The 17793-nt window shown below is 68.2% G+C and carries 15 protein-coding genes; 1 reads left to right on the top strand and 14 read right to left on the bottom strand.

Going from position 1 to position 17793, the window contains the following annotated elements:
• Window positions 1-2 precede the first annotated feature (2 nt).
• Window positions 3-2183 (bottom strand): thiamine pyrophosphate-dependent enzyme, encoded by a 2181-nt coding sequence (locus tag C6I20_RS02205; RefSeq protein ID WP_118398487.1) that lies wholly within the window; start codon window positions 2181-2183, stop codon window positions 3-5.
• Between the two features lie 148 nt (window positions 2184-2331).
• Between C6I20_RS02205 and lon the strand changes: the two genes are divergently transcribed.
• On the top strand, window positions 2332-4656 hold the full coding sequence (gene lon / locus C6I20_RS02200; RefSeq protein ID WP_118394464.1) for an endopeptidase La: 2325 nt from the start codon (window positions 2332-2334) through the stop codon (window positions 4654-4656).
• 73 nt (window positions 4657-4729) lie between these two features.
• On the opposite strand, the gene C6I20_RS02195 is transcribed toward lon, so the two are convergent.
• The 13 genes from C6I20_RS02195 to C6I20_RS02135 all read right to left on the bottom strand — a co-directional run bounded on the left by C6I20_RS02195 (window position 4730) and on the right by C6I20_RS02135 (window position 17699).
• On the bottom strand, window positions 4730-5812 hold the full coding sequence (locus tag C6I20_RS02195) for an adenosine deaminase (protein ID WP_118398484.1): 1083 nt from the start codon (window positions 5810-5812) through the stop codon (window positions 4730-4732).
• A gap of 12 nt (window positions 5813-5824) precedes the next feature.
• Window positions 5825-6280, bottom strand: coding sequence for a MaoC family dehydratase (locus C6I20_RS02190; RefSeq protein WP_118394463.1), 456 nt, complete (start codon window positions 6278-6280; stop codon window positions 5825-5827).
• Window positions 6281-6290: 10 nt separating this feature from the next.
• Window positions 6291-7574, bottom strand: coding sequence for a thymidine phosphorylase (locus C6I20_RS02185; RefSeq protein ID WP_118394462.1), 1284 nt, complete (start codon window positions 7572-7574; stop codon window positions 6291-6293).
• Window positions 7571-8758 (bottom strand): cytochrome P450, encoded by a 1188-nt coding sequence (locus tag C6I20_RS02180; protein ID WP_118394461.1) that lies wholly within the window; start codon window positions 8756-8758, stop codon window positions 7571-7573. The genes C6I20_RS02185 and C6I20_RS02180 overlap by 4 nt, the downstream gene beginning before the upstream one ends.
• Window positions 8755-9174 carry a cytidine deaminase gene (locus C6I20_RS02175; RefSeq protein WP_118394460.1) on the bottom strand — a complete coding sequence of 140 codons (420 nt, stop codon included), beginning with the start codon at window positions 9172-9174 and terminating at the stop codon, window positions 8755-8757. Before C6I20_RS02175 ends, C6I20_RS02180 begins: the two co-directional genes overlap by 4 nt.
• A gap of 22 nt (window positions 9175-9196) precedes the next feature.
• Complete coding sequence (locus tag C6I20_RS02170; protein ID WP_118394459.1) at window positions 9197-10447, bottom strand: ABC transporter permease; 1251 nt, start codon at window positions 10445-10447, stop codon at window positions 9197-9199.
• Window positions 10444-11535, bottom strand: a complete 1092-nt coding sequence (locus tag C6I20_RS02165) for an ABC transporter permease (RefSeq protein WP_118394458.1) — start codon at window positions 11533-11535, stop codon at window positions 10444-10446. Before C6I20_RS02165 ends, C6I20_RS02170 begins: the two co-directional genes overlap by 4 nt.
• Window positions 11532-13043, bottom strand: a complete 1512-nt coding sequence (locus C6I20_RS02160) for an ABC transporter ATP-binding protein (RefSeq protein ID WP_216822964.1) — start codon at window positions 13041-13043, stop codon at window positions 11532-11534. Before C6I20_RS02160 ends, C6I20_RS02165 begins: the two co-directional genes overlap by 4 nt.
• A gap of 113 nt (window positions 13044-13156) precedes the next feature.
• Complete coding sequence (locus C6I20_RS02155; protein WP_254052214.1) at window positions 13157-14230, bottom strand: BMP family protein; 1074 nt, start codon at window positions 14228-14230, stop codon at window positions 13157-13159.
• Window positions 14231-14367: 137 nt separating this feature from the next.
• A complete protein-coding gene (locus tag C6I20_RS02150; RefSeq protein ID WP_162891069.1) occupies window positions 14368-15540 on the bottom strand; it encodes an amidohydrolase in 1173 nt (390 codons plus the stop codon).
• Window positions 15541-15599: 59 nt separating this feature from the next.
• Window positions 15600-16034 carry an SRPBCC family protein gene (locus tag C6I20_RS02145; RefSeq protein WP_118394456.1) on the bottom strand — a complete coding sequence of 145 codons (435 nt, stop codon included), beginning with the start codon at window positions 16032-16034 and terminating at the stop codon, window positions 15600-15602.
• A complete protein-coding gene (locus C6I20_RS02140; protein ID WP_118394455.1) occupies window positions 15994-17292 on the bottom strand; it encodes an MFS transporter in 1299 nt (432 codons plus the stop codon). The genes C6I20_RS02145 and C6I20_RS02140 overlap by 41 nt, the downstream gene beginning before the upstream one ends.
• On the bottom strand, window positions 17289-17699 hold the full coding sequence (locus C6I20_RS02135) for a MarR family winged helix-turn-helix transcriptional regulator (protein WP_118394454.1): 411 nt from the start codon (window positions 17697-17699) through the stop codon (window positions 17289-17291). The genes C6I20_RS02140 and C6I20_RS02135 overlap by 4 nt, the downstream gene beginning before the upstream one ends.
• Between the last annotated feature and the right edge of the window lie 94 nt (window positions 17700-17793).

The following is a 17793-nucleotide window of genomic DNA, read 5'->3' as shown; positions in this document are numbered from 1 at the left end:
CGTCACTCCGGCTGGAGCGCCCGTACGGCCTCGACGACATCCGACTCCGCGAGCAGGACCTGATCGGCCGCGGGACCGAGCGGGATGAAGCTGTCGGCGCTCGTGACCCGCCGGATCCGACCGGGGTAGCCGCCGTCGACCAGCGCCGTGACGACCGACTCCGACACTCCACCGCTCTCGCGGGTCTCGTCGACCACGACGACCGCAGCGAATCCCTCGGTGGCGCGCAACAGCTCCTCACGGGGCAGCGGCGCCAACCACTGCAGGTCCAGCACCGTGCAACCGACACCCTCGTCGGCAAGCTGCGTGGCGGCCCGCAGGCTCATCCGCACCCCGTTGCCGAAGGTCACGAGCAGGACGTCACGCCCCTCGCCGTACGTCCGGACCCGGCCCAGCTCGTAGGCCGCCTCGGCAGGCCAGCGTGCGGGCGCGGCATAGGTCGCGGTCCATCCGGCGTCGCCGGCGTGCAGGTCACGCTCGTGGTAGAGCGCGATCGGCTCGAGGAACACGCAGACTCGTCCCTCGTCCGCCAGGGCTAGGCACTCCCGCAGGAGGCCCGGCGCGCTCGCGGGATGGCTCGGCACAGCCAGCACGAGTCCGGGGATGTCCCTCAGGACCGCAATCGAGTTGTCGTTGTGGAAGTGACCACCAAAGCCCTTCTGGTACGCCAGCCCGGCAACGCGCACGACCATGCCGTTCTCGTACTGACCGTTGGAGAAGAACCTCAACGTCGCCGCCTCGCCCCGCAGCTGGTCCTCGGCATTGTGCAGGTAGGCGAGGTACTGGATCTCCGGGATCGGCAGGAAGCCGGCCAGCCCGGCGCCCAGCGCGGTGCCCAGGATCGTCTGCTCGTCCAGCAGCGTGTCGAAGACCTGCGTGGCACCGAATGCCTTGCGCAGGCCCCGCGTCACGCCGTAGACCCCGCCCTTGCGCCCGATGTCCTCACCGAAGACCAGCGCCTCGGGTCGCGCCGCCAGTACGTCCTTGAGCGTCGCATTGATGGTCTGGGCGAGGGTCAGCGGCGTCCCGTCCTCGGGCAGCCTGGTCCCGAACGTCTGCTCGCGGCGGTCCACGGGGGCCAGGACGTCGGCCCGAGGTCGACGCATCGCGATGGGCGACGTGACAGCCTCGCGGGTGTCGAGCCGTCGCGTCCCGATCAGGTCCTTGGCACGCTCAGCCACCTCGACCCGCACCTCGGCGTACCTCGCAAGCACCTCGACCGGGGTCAGCACTCCCGCGTCGATCAGGGCTCCGGCGGTGGCCAGGATGGGGTCCTGCGCGTACTCCTCCTCGATCTCCCGCTGCGAGCGGTAGGCGATCTCGGCGTCCGAGCCGGCATGCCCCATGAACCGCACGGTGCGCAGGTGCAGCACCGCAGGACGACGCTCGGTGCGCACCACCTCAGCCAGGCGGGCCGCCGTGTCAAGGAGCTCCGTGGGTCGGGTGCCATCGGCGACGGCGTGCTCGAGGCCGGGCCACGATGCCAACGACCGCTCGACCCAGCCGGCGGGCGACCGTGTGCTGATGCCGATGCCATTGTCCTCGCAGACGTAGAGGACCGGCAGCGGCACGCCTTGGTGCGCGCAGTACGACGACGCGTTGAGCGCTCCCACTGCGGTCGAGTGGTTCGACGAGGCATCCCCGAAGCTGCACACGACGACCGAGTCCAGCGGCCACTGCGGCTGGACGTCGGACCGGGCGGCCAAGCCCAGTGCGAACGCCAAGCCGAACGCACGCGGCAGGTGCGAGCCGATCGTGGACGTCTGCGGGATGACGCTCATCCCGGCGTGTCCGAAGACCTTGTGTCGGCCGCCGGAGATCGGGTCGTCGGCCGAAGCCATCGCGCTGCGCAGCACGTCGTCGATCGCGGTCGAGGCAGGCACCTGCGCCGCGCGGGCCGCGTAGAAGCCACCCGACCGGTAGTGCAGGAGTGCCGGATCGGTCGGACGCAGGGCCATCGCGACGGCAGCATTGCTCTCGTGGCCCGCCGAGGCGATCGTGTAGAACGCCTCACCTTGGGACTGCAACCAACGGATCGTCAGGTCGAGGTGCCTGCTCTGCAGCTGCGCGTCCAGCAACGCGAGCAGACGGCCGGGATCAGCAATCTCCTCGACGGCTTCGGCCGGCCGTGACGGCCACGCGCGCAGCGTCCGCACTACATGGTCGTCGATCGACTCTGGCATGTACTCATCCTCACCCGCAGGCATCCCGAGGCCACGGTAGCGCGTCGACCGCGCCCACGTGCGCCCTCAGCGAACACTTTGCGGGTCTTGGAACAACTTCTCACCCGACCCGGTTGAGCCCGTCAGACTCAACTCTGAGGAGAGACCCGTGAGCACACTCCAGACATTTCCCGTGCTGGCACTCCAGGACGTCGTCGTCCTGCCCGGCATGGTCGTTCCCATCGAGCTCGACGACGCGGCCCGCGCCGCCGTCGACGCCGCACGCACCAGCAATGACGACCGGCTGCTGGTCGCCCCGCGCCTCGAGGACCGCTACGCCACGCACGGCGTGATCGCGACGATCCAACAGGTCGGCCGCCTCCCCAGCGGCGAGCCCGGCGCCGTGATCAAGGCCGGTCAGCGCGCGCACATCCAGGGCGGCGTGACCGGTCCCGGCGCGGCCCTGTGGGTCGAGGCCGAGCTGATCGACGATGCGCCCGTGACCGACGCCGTACGGGAGCTGGCCGCCGAGTACAAGGGCATGCTTGTGACGATCCTGCAGAAGCGCAACGCGTGGCAGGTCGTCGACTCCGTGCAGCGCATGACCGATCCGGGGGCCCTGGCCGACACCGCGGGCTACGCGTCGTACCTCGAGCAGGAGCAGAAGCGACAGCTGCTCGAGACCCCCGAGGTCGCGCTGCGGCTGAGTCTTCTGATCGAGTGGGCCCGGGCGTACCTCGCCGAGGCCGAGGTCAACGAGAAGATCTCCGAGTCCGTCCAGGACAGCATCGACAAGAACCAGCGCGAGTTCGTGCTGCGCCAACAGCTTGCGACGATCCGCAAGGAACTCGGCGACGACGAGCCCGAGGGCACCCAGGACTACCGGGCCCGAGTAGAGGAGGCCGACCTGCCCGAGGACGTCCGCAAGGCAGCCATGCGCGAGGTGGGCAAGCTGGAGCGCGGCAGCGACCAGAATCCCGAGGCCGGCTACATCCGTACGTGGCTCGACACGGTGCTCGAGCTCCCGTGGGGAGTCAAGACCCATGACGCCACCGACATCGCGACGGCCCGCACCGTGCTGGACGCCGATCACCACGGGCTCGACGACGTCAAGGACCGGATCGTGGAGTACCTCGCGGTCCGCGCCCGTCGCGCCGATCGTGGCATGGAGGTCGTCGGCGGCCGGGGGTCCGGCGCCGTCATGGCGCTGGTCGGCCCGCCCGGCGTCGGCAAGACGTCCCTGGGCGAGAGCGTCGCCAGGGCGCTGGGTCGCAACTTCGTCCGCGTCGCGCTCGGTGGCGTACGCGACGAGGCCGAGATTCGCGGCCACCGCCGCACGTACGTCGGTGCGCTGCCGGGCCGTCTGGTGCGTGCCCTCGGCGAGGCAGGATCGATGAATCCCGTCGTGCTGCTCGACGAGATCGACAAGGTCGGCGCCGACTACCGCGGCGACCCTGCGGCCGCCCTGCTCGAGGTGCTGGATCCGGCGCAGAACCACACATTCCGTGATCACTACCTCGATCTCGACCTAGACCTGTCGGACGTGCTCTTCCTGGCGACCGCCAACGTGATCGAGACGATCCCGCAGGCGCTGCTGGACCGCATGGAGCTGGTGCAGCTCGACGGCTACACCGAGGACGACAAGGTGCAGATCGCCCGGCGCTACCTCGCGCCGCGCCAGCTCGAGCAGGCCGCGCTGACCACCGACGAGGTCGAGGTCACCGACGAGGCGTTACGCGAGATCGCGGCGTCGTACACCCGGGAGGCCGGTGTGCGACAGATGGAGCGGTTGCTGGCCAAGGTGTTCCGCAAGGTCACGACCAGGCTGACCGACCCCGACGTGGCCCAGCCCGTCGTCGTCGACGAGAAGACCCTCGTCGACTTCATCGGCAGGCCACGGTTCATCCCTGAGTCGGAGGAGCGCACGGCGGTCCCGGGCGTCTCGACGGGGCTCGCGGTGACGGGACTGGGCGGCGACGTGCTGTTCATCGAGGCCAGCGCGTACGCCGGTGAGCGCGGGCTCGTGATCACCGGCCAGCTGGGTGACGTGATGAAGGAGTCGGCTCAGATCGCCCTGACGTACGTCCGGTCGCACGCCGCGGAGATCGGGATCGATGCCGAGACGCTGGAGCGGTCGATCCACCTCCACGTGCCGGCCGGAGCAGTGCCCAAGGACGGTCCGTCGGCGGGCGTCACGATGGTCACGGCGCTGGTGTCACTGGCGCTGGGCCGCAACGTGCGGGCCGACGTGGGCATGACCGGGGAGGTCACGCTCAACGGCCGGGTCCTGCCGATCGGCGGGGTCAAGCAGAAGCTCATGGCCGCCCAGCGTGCCGGGCTCACGACCGTGTTCATCCCGGCGCGCAACGAGGTCGACCTGGTCGACGTGCCCGACGAGGTGCTGGCCCAGCTCGACGTCCGGCCGGTCGCCGATGTGGCCGAGATCCTGACGCTGGCCCTCGAGCCGGCCGAGGAGGTCACCGCCGCCGCCTGACCCACCCGCTGAGCCTGACGTTTCTGTCCACCCGCACGGCGTGTCGGGACCGAAATGTCAGGCTCAGCGCGGGCTAGAGAGCTGCGTAGGCGGGCTTGATCACATCGTTGATCAGGACGAGCCGCTGATCGAACGGCAGGAAGGCGCTCTTCATGGCGTTGACAGTGAACCAGCGCAGGTCATCGACGTCGTAGTCGAAGGCATCGACGAGCAGCTGGAACTCCCGCGACATCGAGGTGCCGCTCATCAGCCGGTTGTCGCAGTTGACCGTCACCCGGAAGCCGAGATCCTTGAGCTTGCCGATCGGGTGATCGGCGATCGAGTGCATGTCCGGCACTGCGTTGGTCTGCAGGTTGGACGACGGGCACATCTCGAGCGGGATGCGCCGGTCCCGGATGTACGCCGCCAGACGTCCCAGTCGCGGCCCACCGGGTGCGTCGAAGTCGATGTCGTCGACGATGCGCACGCCGTGACCCAGTCGTTCGGCACCGCAGCGCTGGATGGCCTGCCAGATCGACGGGAGACCGAACGCCTCGCCCGCGTGGATCGTGAAGTGTGCGTTCTCGCGGCGCAGGTACTCGAATGCCTCGAGGTGCAGGATCGGCGGAAAACCGTCCTCAGCGCCGGCAATGTCGAAGCCCGCGACGCCACGATCGCGGTACTCGACCGCGATCTCGGCGATTTCCAGGCCACGCTTGGCGTGCCGCATGGCGGTCAGCAGCTGTCCGACAACGATGGGTCGACCCAGTGCGGCGGACTCCTCGCGACCGGCGACGATGCCGGACTGCACGGCATCGACGGTCTCGCGCAGCGACAGACCGGCGGAAAGGTGTTGCTCAGGCGCCCAGCGCAGCTCGACGTAGACGCAGCCATCCGCGGCCAGGTCAAGAACAGCCTCACGCGCGACGCGGGCCAGGTCCTGCGAGCGCTGCATGACCGCGACCGTGTGCACGAAGGTCTCGAGATAACGCTCGAGGGAGCCCGAGCTCGAGGACTCCTCGAACCATGCGCCGAGCGACTCGGCATCACCGGCAGGCAGGTCGTGGCCGATCTCGGCAGCGATCTCGACGATCGTGGCCGGCCTGACACCCCCGTCGAGGTGCTCGTGCAGGGCGGCCTTGGGGGCCAGGGCGATCTGTTCAGAAGTGGCTCTCACCACGTCATCGTGTCACGACGCCACGAGAAGCACGACGGTCTCGGCGACACAGGCCGGCTTGTCCTGGCCCTTGATCTCGACGGTGTGGCGCAGCGTGGCGCGCTGCCCCTTCTCGATCTCCTCGACCGCGACGAGCTCGACCCGGTTGCGGACCTTGGAGCCGACGAGAACCGGCGACACGAAGCGCACCTTGTTGAGGCCGTAGTTGACCCGGGCCAGGTTGCCGGCGAACGCATAGACCTGAGCGCCGAGGAACGGAAGCATCGACAGCGTCAAAAAGCCGTGCGCCACGGTCGCACCGAACGGGCCGTCCGCCGCACGTTCGGGGTCGACGTGGATCCACTGTCGGTCACCGGTCGCATCGGCGAACAAGTCGATCCGCTCCTGCGTGATCGCCACCCACTCGCTGACCCCGAGCTCTTCTCCGGCGGCCGCCGCGATCTCCGTGCTGTCGTTCAGGATGCGCATTGGACCAACCCTAACGAATGCGGTCGATGACGACGGACATGGTGTCCGATTCACCGCTACCGATGTCGTACCCGCCGTCCAACGCTGCAATCGCGCGCTCGAACCGCTCGGGCGTGTCGGTGTGCAGCGTCAGCAACGGCTGGCCCTCGGTGACCCGGTCGCCGGGCTTGGCATGCATCACGACGCCGGCCGCGGCCTGCACCTGCTCACCCGGCCTGGATCGTCCGGCCCCGAGCCGCCAGGCCGCCACACCGACGCTCAGCGCGTCCAGGCGGGCCAGGGTGCCCGTCGAGCCTGCGGTGACAACATGCGACTCCTTGGAGGTCGGCAGGGCCGCATCGGGATCGCCGCCCTGCGCCGCAATCATCCGCTTCCAGACATCCATCGCAGCACCAGACGCGAGCACGTCAGCGGGGTCGACGTCGTCCTTGCCGGCTGCAGCGAGCATCTCGCGGGCCAGCTCGACCGTGAGCTCTACGACGTCCCGTGGGCCGCCACCGGCCAGCACCTCGACCGACTCGGCCACCTCGCAGGCATTGCCCGCGGTCAGGCCGAGCGGGGTCGACATGTCGGTCAGCAACGCGACCGTCTTGACGCCCGCATCATTGCCCAGGTCCACCATGATCCGGGCCAGCTCACGGGCCTGCTCCTGGGTCTTCATGAACGCACCCGACCCGGCCTTGACGTCCAGGACCAGCGCGCCCGTGCCCTCGGCGATCTTCTTGCTCATGATCGAGCTCGCGATCAAGGGGATCGCCTCGACCGTGCCGGTCACGTCCCGCAGCGCGTAGAGCTTCTTGTCCGCCGGCGCGAGTCCCGGTCCGGCCGCGCAGATCACGGCGCCGACGTCCTCGAGCTGGGCCATCATCTCGGCGTTGCTCAGGTTGGCCCGCCAACCCGGGATCGACTCGAGCTTGTCGAGCGTCCCACCGGTGTGACCGAGCCCGCGCCCGGAGAGCTGCGGCACGGCGATGCCGCAGGCGGCGACCAGAGGCGCCAGTGGCAGCGTGATCTTGTCCCCGACACCGCCGGTCGAGTGCTTGTCGGCAGTGCTCCAGGACAGTGCCGAGAAGTCCATCCGCTCGCCACTTGCGATCATGGCGTGGGTCCAGCGGCTGATCTCGCGGCGGTTCATGCCATTGAGCAGGATCGCCATCGCGAGGGCCGACATCTGCTCGTCCGCCACGATGCCCCGCGTGTACGCGTCGACGACCCAGTCGATCTGTGCGTCCTCGAGCTCGTGCCGGTCCCGCTTGGCCGCGATGACTTCCACGGCGTCGAACAGCTCGGTCATGGCGAAACCTCCGTGTCGATGCGCTCGAAGCCACGCAGCACCCAGGTCGGGCGGCGCGGCGCCTCTTCCGCGAGCCGAAGCCGAGGGAAGCGGTCGAGCAGTGTCTTCAGGCTGATCTGCAGCTCGAGCCGCGCCAACGGGGCGCCGAGACAGAAGTGCAGGCCCATGCCGAAGCCGACATGAGGGTTGGGGTCGCGACCGACGTCGAACCGGTCGGCGTCGACGAACACGTCGGCGTCGCGGTTGGCCGATCCCATCAGACAGGCGATCTTCTGCCCGGCCGCGATGACCTGACCGCTGACCTCGACATCCTTCGTCGCGGTGCGCTCGAACAGCTGAAGGGGCGCGTCGAAACGGATCAGCTCTTCCAGGGCGATGTCGATCGGCACCTCCCCCGACGTCAGCCGGGCCATCTGGTCAGGGTGCTCCAGCAGGGCGTGGAAACCGTTGCCGAACACGTTGACGGACGCCTCATGACCCGCGTTGAGCAGCAGGACCACCGAGGCGATCAGCTCGTCGTCGCTGAGCTGGGCACCCCCGTCACGCTCGGCGAGGAGATCGCTGATCAGGTCGTCACCGGGATGGGTGCGACGATCGGCCACGACGTCAGCGACGTACCCCGAAAAGGCCGTGCTCGCCTCGATCGCGGCGGCCTTGGTCGCGGCGCCCACATTCGGTTCGTACATGTGCACGATGGCCTGAGACCAGGCTCGCAGTCGCTCGTGATCCTCACGCGGCACGCCCAGCAGGTCGGCGATCACGAACACCGGCATCGGCTCGGCGTAGTCGCCGAGCACATCGAACCGGTCGTCCAGCCGGTCAACCATCTCCGCGGCGAGCTGCTCGATCCGGGGCCGCATGCGCTCGACGTGGCCGCGACCGAAAGCGCCCGCCACGAGACGCCGCAACCGGGTGTGCGCCGGAGGCTCGTTCTCCATCATCTGGTTGCGGTGCAGGGCGTTGAAAGGCTCCATCTGCGAGGCCGGTTCCCAGTCGGTCCACAGCCGGCCGAAGGAGCGGTTGCGCAACACCTGACCGACCGAGTCGTGCGTCGTGGCGAGCCACCTGCCCATGGGTTCGTGCCACAGGACCGGCCCATTGGCGCGCAGCGCGGCCAGTACGGGATAGGGATCGCGTAGGAAGTCGGGACTGCCGGGGTCGAGCTGGACGGCGTAACGCGTCAACGGTTCTCCAGGTCTGACGCGCCGAACGCGTCGGGAAGGACTTCGGTCATGGTCTTCACGCCGGACGGCGTCATGAGCTGCATCGTGGGCCCGCCGTTCTCCCACAGGAGCTGGCGGCACCGACCGCACGGCATCAAGGCTGTGCCGTTGCCGTCGACGCAGGCTACCGCGATGAGTCGGCCGCCGCCCGTGGAGTGCAGGGCCGAGACCATGCCGCACTCGGCGCACAGCGACAGACCGTACGACGCGTTCTCGACGTTGCAACCGAGCACGACGCGGCCGTCGTCAACCAGCCCGGCAGCGCCGACCTTGAAGCTGGAATAGGGCGCGTAGGCGCGACCCATGACCTCGACGGCGTACTTGGTCAGCGAGTCCCAGTCGATCGGGTCATCTGCGCCCGAGATCCCCAGTGCCATCAGTGCGCACCCGTGCTGCGCGTCATCCGGCCTCGCCCCTTCGATATCGCTGGCCATCGGCGGCCGGCATGCGTAGTCGTTGTGCACCCAGACCGAGCACGAACAGTGTTGTGACGTACGGCGTCATGACCGTGAACTGGCGCGGCACCGAGTCGGTCAGCAGGAACCAGGCCAGGATCGCGATGCCGAATGAACCCATGACGATCGCGCTCTCGATCTGCTTGCGGCTCACCCGCAGCGCCGCCAGGACCAGCAGCCCCAGGGCCACCAGCAGGAGCAGCGCGTGCACCGCAGCGGTGTCACGCAGCCGCAGCGAGTCGGTGTAGCCGAAGGTCAGCGCACCGGCCAGCAGGCCGCCGGGTCGCCAGTTGCCAAAGATCATGGCTGCCAGGCCGATGTATCCGCGCCCGCCGGTCTGGTTGGCGCTATATCCGCTGGACGACACCAGGGCCAGGAATCCGCCACCGATGCCAGCCAGCGCACCCGAGACCAGCACCGCGATGTACTTGTAGAGATAGACGTTGACGCCGAGCGTCTCCGCGGCCTGCGGGTTCTCACCGCAGGACCGCAGTCGCAGCCCGAACGCCGTGCGCCACAGCACCACCGCCGACACCGCGACCAGTGCGAAGACCACCAGGCTCAGCGAGGAGATGTTCGTGGTGAGCGCCGCAACGACCGAGGCCACGTCGGACACGAAGAACCAGTGGTGTGCCGCCACGTTCAGCGCAGCATCGGAGACACCTGGGATCGTGATGTTCGCCGGACCCTCGAGGCCGACCAGCTGGCGCGGGCCACCCCCCTTGTAGTCGGGGAAGATCGCCTCGGCGAGGTACGTCGCCGCACCCGCACCGATCAGGTTGATCGCGACGCCGGACACGATGTGGTCGACGCCGAAGGTCACGGTAGCGACGGCGTGCAGCAGCCCGCCGATCAGGCCGAGAAGAGCCGCTCCGAGCACGCCGACCCAGGCGCTGCCGGAGTGGTAGGTGAAGAAGGCTGCGCCCCAGGTGCCCAGGATCATCTGACCCTCGAGGCCGATGTTGACGACGCCGGCCCGCTCGGCCCAGAGTCCACCGAGTGCGGCCATCAGGATCGGACAGGTCGCGATGATCGCGGCACGGATCGTGCCGGCCGAGTCCAGGTCGTTGGTGTCGGTCACGATCCGCACCAGCGACACGATCGCGATGCCGACCAGCGCCAGGTAGAACCAGCCGCGGGTCAGCTTCGCGATGATCCCGGCAGCCGCGCTGGGCGCGGTGTTGGTGGTTGTCATGCGGTGGCCTCCGTGACTGTCTCGGGCTCGTCACTGACGACGTGCTGCTCGAGCCGTGCGCGCCAACGGCGGACGACCTCGTAGGCGATGACCACGGCGAGCACCGCGACGCCCTGGGTGATCTGCACGATGCTCGGCGAGATGTCGGTGCTGAACGTCAGGGTGTTGGACTGCGCTGACAAGAAGGCAAACAGCACGGCGCCGAACAGCATGCCGAGTGGCTGGTTGCGGCCCAGCAGCGCCACGGCGATACCGGTGAAGCCGAGCCCGACCTGGAACGACGTGCCGTACGACCCGGCACCGCCGAACAACGCGGGCAGCCAGATCAGGCCGGCCACGCCGCCGGAGAGCAGCATCGAGGTCAGGATCATCCGCTTGGGGTTGATGCCGGAGGCGAGTGCGGCTGTCTGCGACTGGCCGCTGGCCCGCAGGTCGAAGCCGAAGCGGGTCTTGTTGAGCAGGACCCAGAAGCCGACCCCCACGACCACCGCGATGATAGACAACGCCCAGACCTGGCCATCGCGTGGCTGGTAGGGCGTGAACCCGGTCAGGGTGCTGCTGTCGGGCAGCCGATTGGTCCGGACCGTGTTGCCCTCGTGCACGCCGTAGCGGTCCAGGAGGTAGCCCACCAGGGTCACGGCGATCGCGTTGAGCATGATCGTCGAGATGACCTCGCTGATACCGCGGGTGGTCTTGAGCAGGCCGGCGATGCCCGACCATGCGGCACCGACCGCGATCGCGATGATGATCGCGACCGCGACGTTGAGGAAGCCACCGAGATAGGCGGCCCCGGCAAACGATGCCGCCGCGAACGACGCGATCGTGTACTGACCTTCGAGCCCGATGTTGAACAGCCCCATGCGGAAGCCGATCGCCGCGGCGACCGCAGCGGTGTAGATGATCGCGGTCTGGTTGAGGATGTTGACCCGGATCCGGGGCAGCGGGTTGCTGAACATCGCGGTCCAGAAGTCGCCCGGCGCACTGCCGGCGGCCGCGATGACCACCGAGGTCACGACGACGCTGACCACGACCGCGATGGCCGGCGCCAGCAGCGCCAGCCCGATCCTGCGAAGACGAGAGTTGTTCATGCCGCCGAACCTCCGGTCATGGCCGTACCGAGCTCCTGCGGTGTCACCGAGGACGGATCGAAGGTGCCGACGAAGTTGCCGCGGAGGATGACCTGGATCGTGTCGGACAGACCGATCAGCTCGTCGAGGTCGGCCGAGATCAGCAGCACCGCGAGGCCGTCGGCCCGTGCACGCTTGATGTGGTCCCAGATCGCGGCCTGTGCGCCGACGTCGACGCCGCGGGTCGGGTGCGACGCGATCAGCAGCACGGGGTTGCCGCTCATCTCGCGACCCACGATGAACTTCTGCTGGTTGCCGCCGGACAGCGCGCGCGCCGGCGTGTCGATCCCGGGGGGGCGCACGTCGTAGTCGCTCATGATCCTGGTCGTGTCCTTGCGGGCACCCGACCGGTTGATCCACGGCCCCTTGGCGTTCGGCGCCTCGGTCTGGTGGCCCAGCATGCGGTTCTCCCACAACGGGGAGTCCAACAGCAGCCCGTGCCGGTGCCGGTCCTCGGGTATGTAGCCGATCCCGGCCTCACGCAGCTTGCGCGTGTGCCAGTGGGTGACGTCCTGGTTGCTGAGCGCGATGCGCCCGTGGGTCGGGATGCGCATGCCCATGATGGTCTCGACGAGCTCGGCCTGGCCATTGCCCTCGACACCCGCGACGCCGAGCACCTCACCGCGATGGATCTGCAGGGAGAGGCTGGTCAGCAGGTTGCGACCGAACTCGTCGGTCAGCGTGACGTCGGTGAGCTCGAGCTCCACGACGTCCGTCACGGTCGAGTCGGCGGTCGCCGGCGAGGGGAGCTCGGAGCCGACCATCAGCTCGGCGAGTCCGCGTTTGGTCGCGGTCGTCGGATCGGCGGTGCCGACCGTCGTGCCACGCCGCATGACGGTGATGTCGTCGGCGATCGCGAGCACCTCGTCGAGTTTGTGCGAGATGAACAGCACCGAGTTGCCCGCGTTGCGCAGCTCACGCAGGTTGACGAACAGCGCGTCGACCTCCTGCGGCACGAGGACCGCGGTGGGCTCGTCCAGGATGATGATGCTGGCGCCTCGGTAGAGCACCTTGGTGATCTCCAGGCGTTGGCGGTCGGCCACACCGAGGTTCTCGACCAGCGCGTCCGGCTCGAGCCCGAATCCGTACTTCTCGGAGATGCGGCTGATCTCGGTCCGCGCCTGCTCACCGATACCGTGCAGCTTCTCGGCGCCCAGGACGATGTTCTCGAGCACCGTCAGGTTGTCCGCCAGCATGAAGTGCTGGAAGACCATGCCGATGCCGTGGTCGATCGCATCGGTCGGCGACTTCAGCACGAGCTTCTCGCCGTTGATCTCGATCGTGCCGTCGTCGGCGCGTTGAACGCCGTAGAGGATCTTCATCAGCGTCGACTTGCCGGCGCCGTTCTCGCCGATCAGGGCGTGCACGGTGCCCGACCGAATCGTCAGATCGACATCATGATTGGCAATGACGCCGGGGAACCGTTTGCCGATCCCCCGCAGCTTCACCGCATCCACATCAGACGGCACGGACACTCCTCCCGCAGCACTTCACAGCACTGATTCGTGACAAAAGCGTACGAACCTGGGCTGAACGCTACCGCGCCCAGCCCAGGTTCGTCGGTACAGATTTCGACTGGTCCTTACGGAGCGGTCGGGACCTTGATGTCGCCGCTGATGATCTTGGCCTTGTAGCCGTCGATGTCACCGGAGATGTCGTCCACGAAACCGCCCGACGTCGAGTAGCCGACGCCGTCCGCCTTGAGGTCGTAGCTCTGGTAACTCGTCAGCGCCTCGCCGGCGTCGACCGACTTGACGAAGTCGTACGTCGCGGTGTCGACGCGCTTGAGCATCGACGTCAGGATGTGCGCCTTCTGCGCATCCGTGGCCGTGAGGTACTGGTCGGAGTCGACACCGATGGCCCACTTGCCGTCGCCTGCGTCGACCGCTGCGTCGAACACGCCCGAGCCCGAGCCGCCGGCTGCGTGGTAGACCACGTCGGCGCCCTTGTCGAACTCGCCCGTCGCGGCAGCCTTGCCACCGGCCGGATCGCCGAAGCCCTTGAGGTCGGACTCCTGGATGTACGCAACCTCAACCTTGATGTCAGGCTTGGCGGCCTTGGCGCCCGCGACGTAGCCCGCCTCGAACTTCTTGATCAGGTCGTTGTGGACACCACCGACGAAGCCGATCGTGCCGGACTCGCTCTTCTCGGCAGCGGCGACGCCGACGAGGTAGGAGCCCTGCTCCTCGGCGAAACCGAGGTAGGCGACGTTGTCATTGGCCTTGTCGTCGGGGTCGAAGCCGTCGATCACGCCGAAGTTGACCTCGGGGAAGTCCGGGGCAACCTTGTTGACCGACTCGCTGTAGGCGAAGCCGACGCCCACGATTGCCGTGGCACCGTTCTCGGCGAAGTTACGCAGACGGTCCTCGCGAGCCGACTCGGCCTCACCATCGGTGGCCTCGCCCTCGATGCAGGTCGCGTCGAAGTCCGAGACGGCCTTCTCCAGACCGGCGTACGCCGAGTCGTTGAACGACTGGTCGCCGCGGCCGCCGACGTCGTACGCCAGACCGATCTTGGGCCCATCGCCCTTGGCGGTCTTGCAGACGTCCTTGGTGGCGCTGGACTGGTCGCCCGAGCCACCATCGCTGCTGTCGCTGCTTCCGCAGCCCGCAAGAGCGAGCGCGGCAACGGCGGCGACAGCCGAAAGCTTGGTCAATCGACGCAAAATTCCTCCTCGAAACACAGCCGGGATCCCGGCACGTCTTCAGACCCTAGTATCCGTCGGGGTCGTCCGGGAGGGTGTCACCCACATTCGGAGGAGTCGTAACCGATTTGTCACAGAGCGCGGGGCCCTCAGAGCACGGCGGCACACGCGAGGACTGTCGCGCCGATCGCGATCGCCCGTTCGTCGATCCGCAGGTTGCCCTGGTGCAGGTCATAGGTGGGACCGTCCGGCGTGCGCGTGCCGAGCCTGCCCATCGCTCCGGGCACCGACTCGACGTACCAGGCGAAGTCCTCGCCGCCGAGGCTCTGTGCAGTCGTCGCGACCCCGCGGGGGCCGGTTGCCTCGGTCACCGCGCGACGCATGATCTCGGTCGCCGCGAAGTCGTTGACCACCGGCGGGACACCCCTGGTGTAGGTCACGTCGGCCGTCACCCCGAACGGCTGGATGATGTCGCTGATCAGCCCACGGACCATGTGCTCGGCCTGGTGCCACGCCGCAGCGTCGAGCATCCGCAACGTGCCGCCGAGCTCGCCGGTCGACGGGATCACGTTGGCCGCGTCGCCGGAGTGGACCTGTCCCCACACCATGCTGACGCCTGCGCGGGGGTCGAATCGTCTCGACAGCACCGCCGGAAGCTGGATCAGCAGGCTGCCGAGGGCGAACGTCAGGTCCTCGGTCAGATGCGGACGAGAAGTGTGCCCACCACGACCGCTCAACTGGATCTGGATGTGGTCGGTCGCGCCCGTGATGGGGCCTTCGCGCAGCCCGACGTGGCCGACGTCGAGCGAGGGATCGCAGTGCAGTGCGAAGATGCGCGACACCCCGCGCAGGGCGCCAGCGGACAGCAGCTTGAGGGCACCGCCGGGCATGACCTCCTCGGCCGGCTGGAAGATCAGGCGGACTCGTACGGGCAACTCGTGATCCGCGTGCGCCTCGGCGAGCGCGACCGCTGCGCCCAGCAGGGCCGCAACGTGAACGTCGTGACCGCATGAGTGCGAGACACCCGGGACGGTCGACTTCCACGGGTCCTGCGAGGTGTCGGCGACCGGCAGGCCGTCGAGATCGGCGCGCAGGGCGACGATCGGACCGCCGTCAGGGCCGATCTCGGCCATCAGGCCCGTGCCCTCGAAACGTTCGTACGCGATCCCGTGCTTGTCCATCCAGGTCGCGACCAGATCGGTCGTACGCTCCTCGTGCCACGAGAGCTCGGGGAATGCGTGCAGCTCGCGGCGCACCTCGATCAGGTCGGGCGTGACGACCTCGATCGATCGCGCGAGGCGTTGGGACAGGGACAGCGGCATCCGACCAGGATATCCCTGATCAGGAGCACCCGGCCCGACCACGCCGGGTTGGAGCCTGTCTAGGCGGCCGGCTCCAGGGCGCCGCGGATCTGCTCGACGGTCTCGTCCGCCAGCGAGTCGAGCTTGGGCTTGACGAACAAGGGAGCGACGAGACCGACGAGACCGTGGAACTGGAAGTCGGCGCGGTAGTGAATCTGGGTGCGGTCGCCGTCGCGCGTGAACGTCATCGAGTCCGTCGCCGTCGCGGTCTTGTTCTTGCCACGCGCCGAGAAGAAGGTCGGACGATCGAAGCCGATCGTCTCGTAGGTCAGCTCGGTCTTCCGTCCCATGAACTCCGACGTGTTGGCATACGTCGTGCCGAGCCCGCCGTCGCCGCCGGTCCGGGTGGTCTCGACCGTCCCGGGATCCCACTCGTTGGTGTTCTCGAAGTTGCTGAGGTAGTCGAAGACGTCCTCAATGGACCTGGACACCGTGAAGGTTCGCTCGACGTGCATGTATCCACGGTATGTCGCCCACGGCGGACCGCAACTCGCCGCGGGACATCTTCTGGTGGCGCAGGTACCACGTGAGGACCGCCATGATGCCGAGGCCGGCCAGGGCGCCCGTCGACACCAGGGCGACGCGCGCTCCGTGCTCCTGCCCGATCCATCCCACGATCGGCGCAGCGAACGGCACGCTGCCCAGGAAGACCATGAGGTACAGCGCAGCGACCCGCCCTCGCATCTCCGGGGTCGTCGTGAGCTGGATCAAGGCGTTCGCCGTCGTGGCCATCGTCAGGATCGTCAGTCCGATGAACGGGAGGACCAGCGCGTACGTCAGGAAGGTCGGCATGAGGCCCGAGGCGATCTGGAGCACCGCGAAGACGAGCCCTGACAGCACCACCGTCCGCAGGCGCGGCCTGGCACGACGGGCCGCCAGCAACGCACCGGCCAGCGACCCGATCGCCAGGACCGAGCCCAGCAGGCCGAACTCTCCCGCACCCTGGCCGAACTCGTCCGTGGCCATGAGCGCACTCGTGATCTGGAAGTTCATCCCGAATCCGCCGATGAAGAACACGCACGCCAGCACCAGCACCAGGTCGGGACGTGAGCGGACGTACCTGATCCCGTCGAGGACCGCGCCTCGGCGCTGAGTGATGACCACCGACGGCCGGAGCTGGTCGGTGTCGAGCATCTGCAGCGCAACGTACGCCGCCACATAGCTGGCCGCGTTGATCAGGATGACCCAGCCCGTGCCCACGGCTCCCGCCCCGAATGCCGCGATCATCAGGCCTGCCAGGCCTGGCCCGATCAGTCGACCTGAGTTGAACGACGCGGAGTTGAGCGCGACCGCGTTGCCGAGGTCGGCGCGGTCGACCATCTCGGACACGAAGGCCTGCCGCGCAGGCGCCTCGAGCGCCCGCCCGATGCCGAACACGAACGCCAGGACGTAGACGTGCCATGTCTGGACGACCCCTGTGACGGCCAGGACCCCGAGCACGGCCGCCGGCACCGCCATGGCGACCTGCATGATCCTCAGAACTGTCCGCTTGGGAAAGCGATCGGCGATCACGCCACCCACCGGGGACAGGAGCAACGTCGGGAGCAGCTGAAGCGCAACCGTGATGCCGAGGGCCGACCCGCTGTCGGTGAGGACCAGCACGAGCCATGCCTGGGCGGTGTTCTGCATCCACGTACCGATGTTGGAGATCAACGACCCCACGGCGTAGACCCGGTAGTTGCGCAGCCTCAGGGAGCGGAACGTGGGACTCACGAGCGCGCCAGCCGGTCGAGCAGCTCAGTCGCCTCCCTCAGGATCTCGCGTTCGCGCGTCGCGAGCTCGGCGAGTCGCTGCGCGAGCCACTCGTCGCGGCGCTCACGCTCGGCGGCGAGGACCGCGTCGCCTGCGGCGGAGACCGCGATCAGGACCTGCCTGCCATCGTCGGGGTGCGGCGAGCGAGTCGCGAGTCCCTCATCGACCAGGCACGTCAGGGTGCGGGTGATCGACGGAGGCTGGACCCGTTCGTGGGCGGCGATCGCGCTGGGAGTGGCCGGCCCGATCTTGACCACCGCGCCGAGCACCGAAAGCTGGGTCGGCGTCAGATCGGTCTGCCGCTCCTGCCGGAGCCGGCGGTTCAAACGGGCCACCGAGCGGGCAAGCTGATGCGAGTCTGTGGCCATATCGTTAACATAGCAAATTACCTATGCTAATCAAAAAGACGACAAAGAAGGAGGCCTTGCCGACTGCCCTGGATCACCAGGGCGCCCGGCAAGG

Source organism: Aeromicrobium sp. A1-2 (genome assembly GCF_003443875.1).
GTDB lineage: Bacteria > Actinomycetota > Actinomycetes > Propionibacteriales > Nocardioidaceae > Aeromicrobium.
Note: the sequence above shows the minus strand (reverse complement) of the source record. Positions and strands in the feature narration are given on the sequence as shown.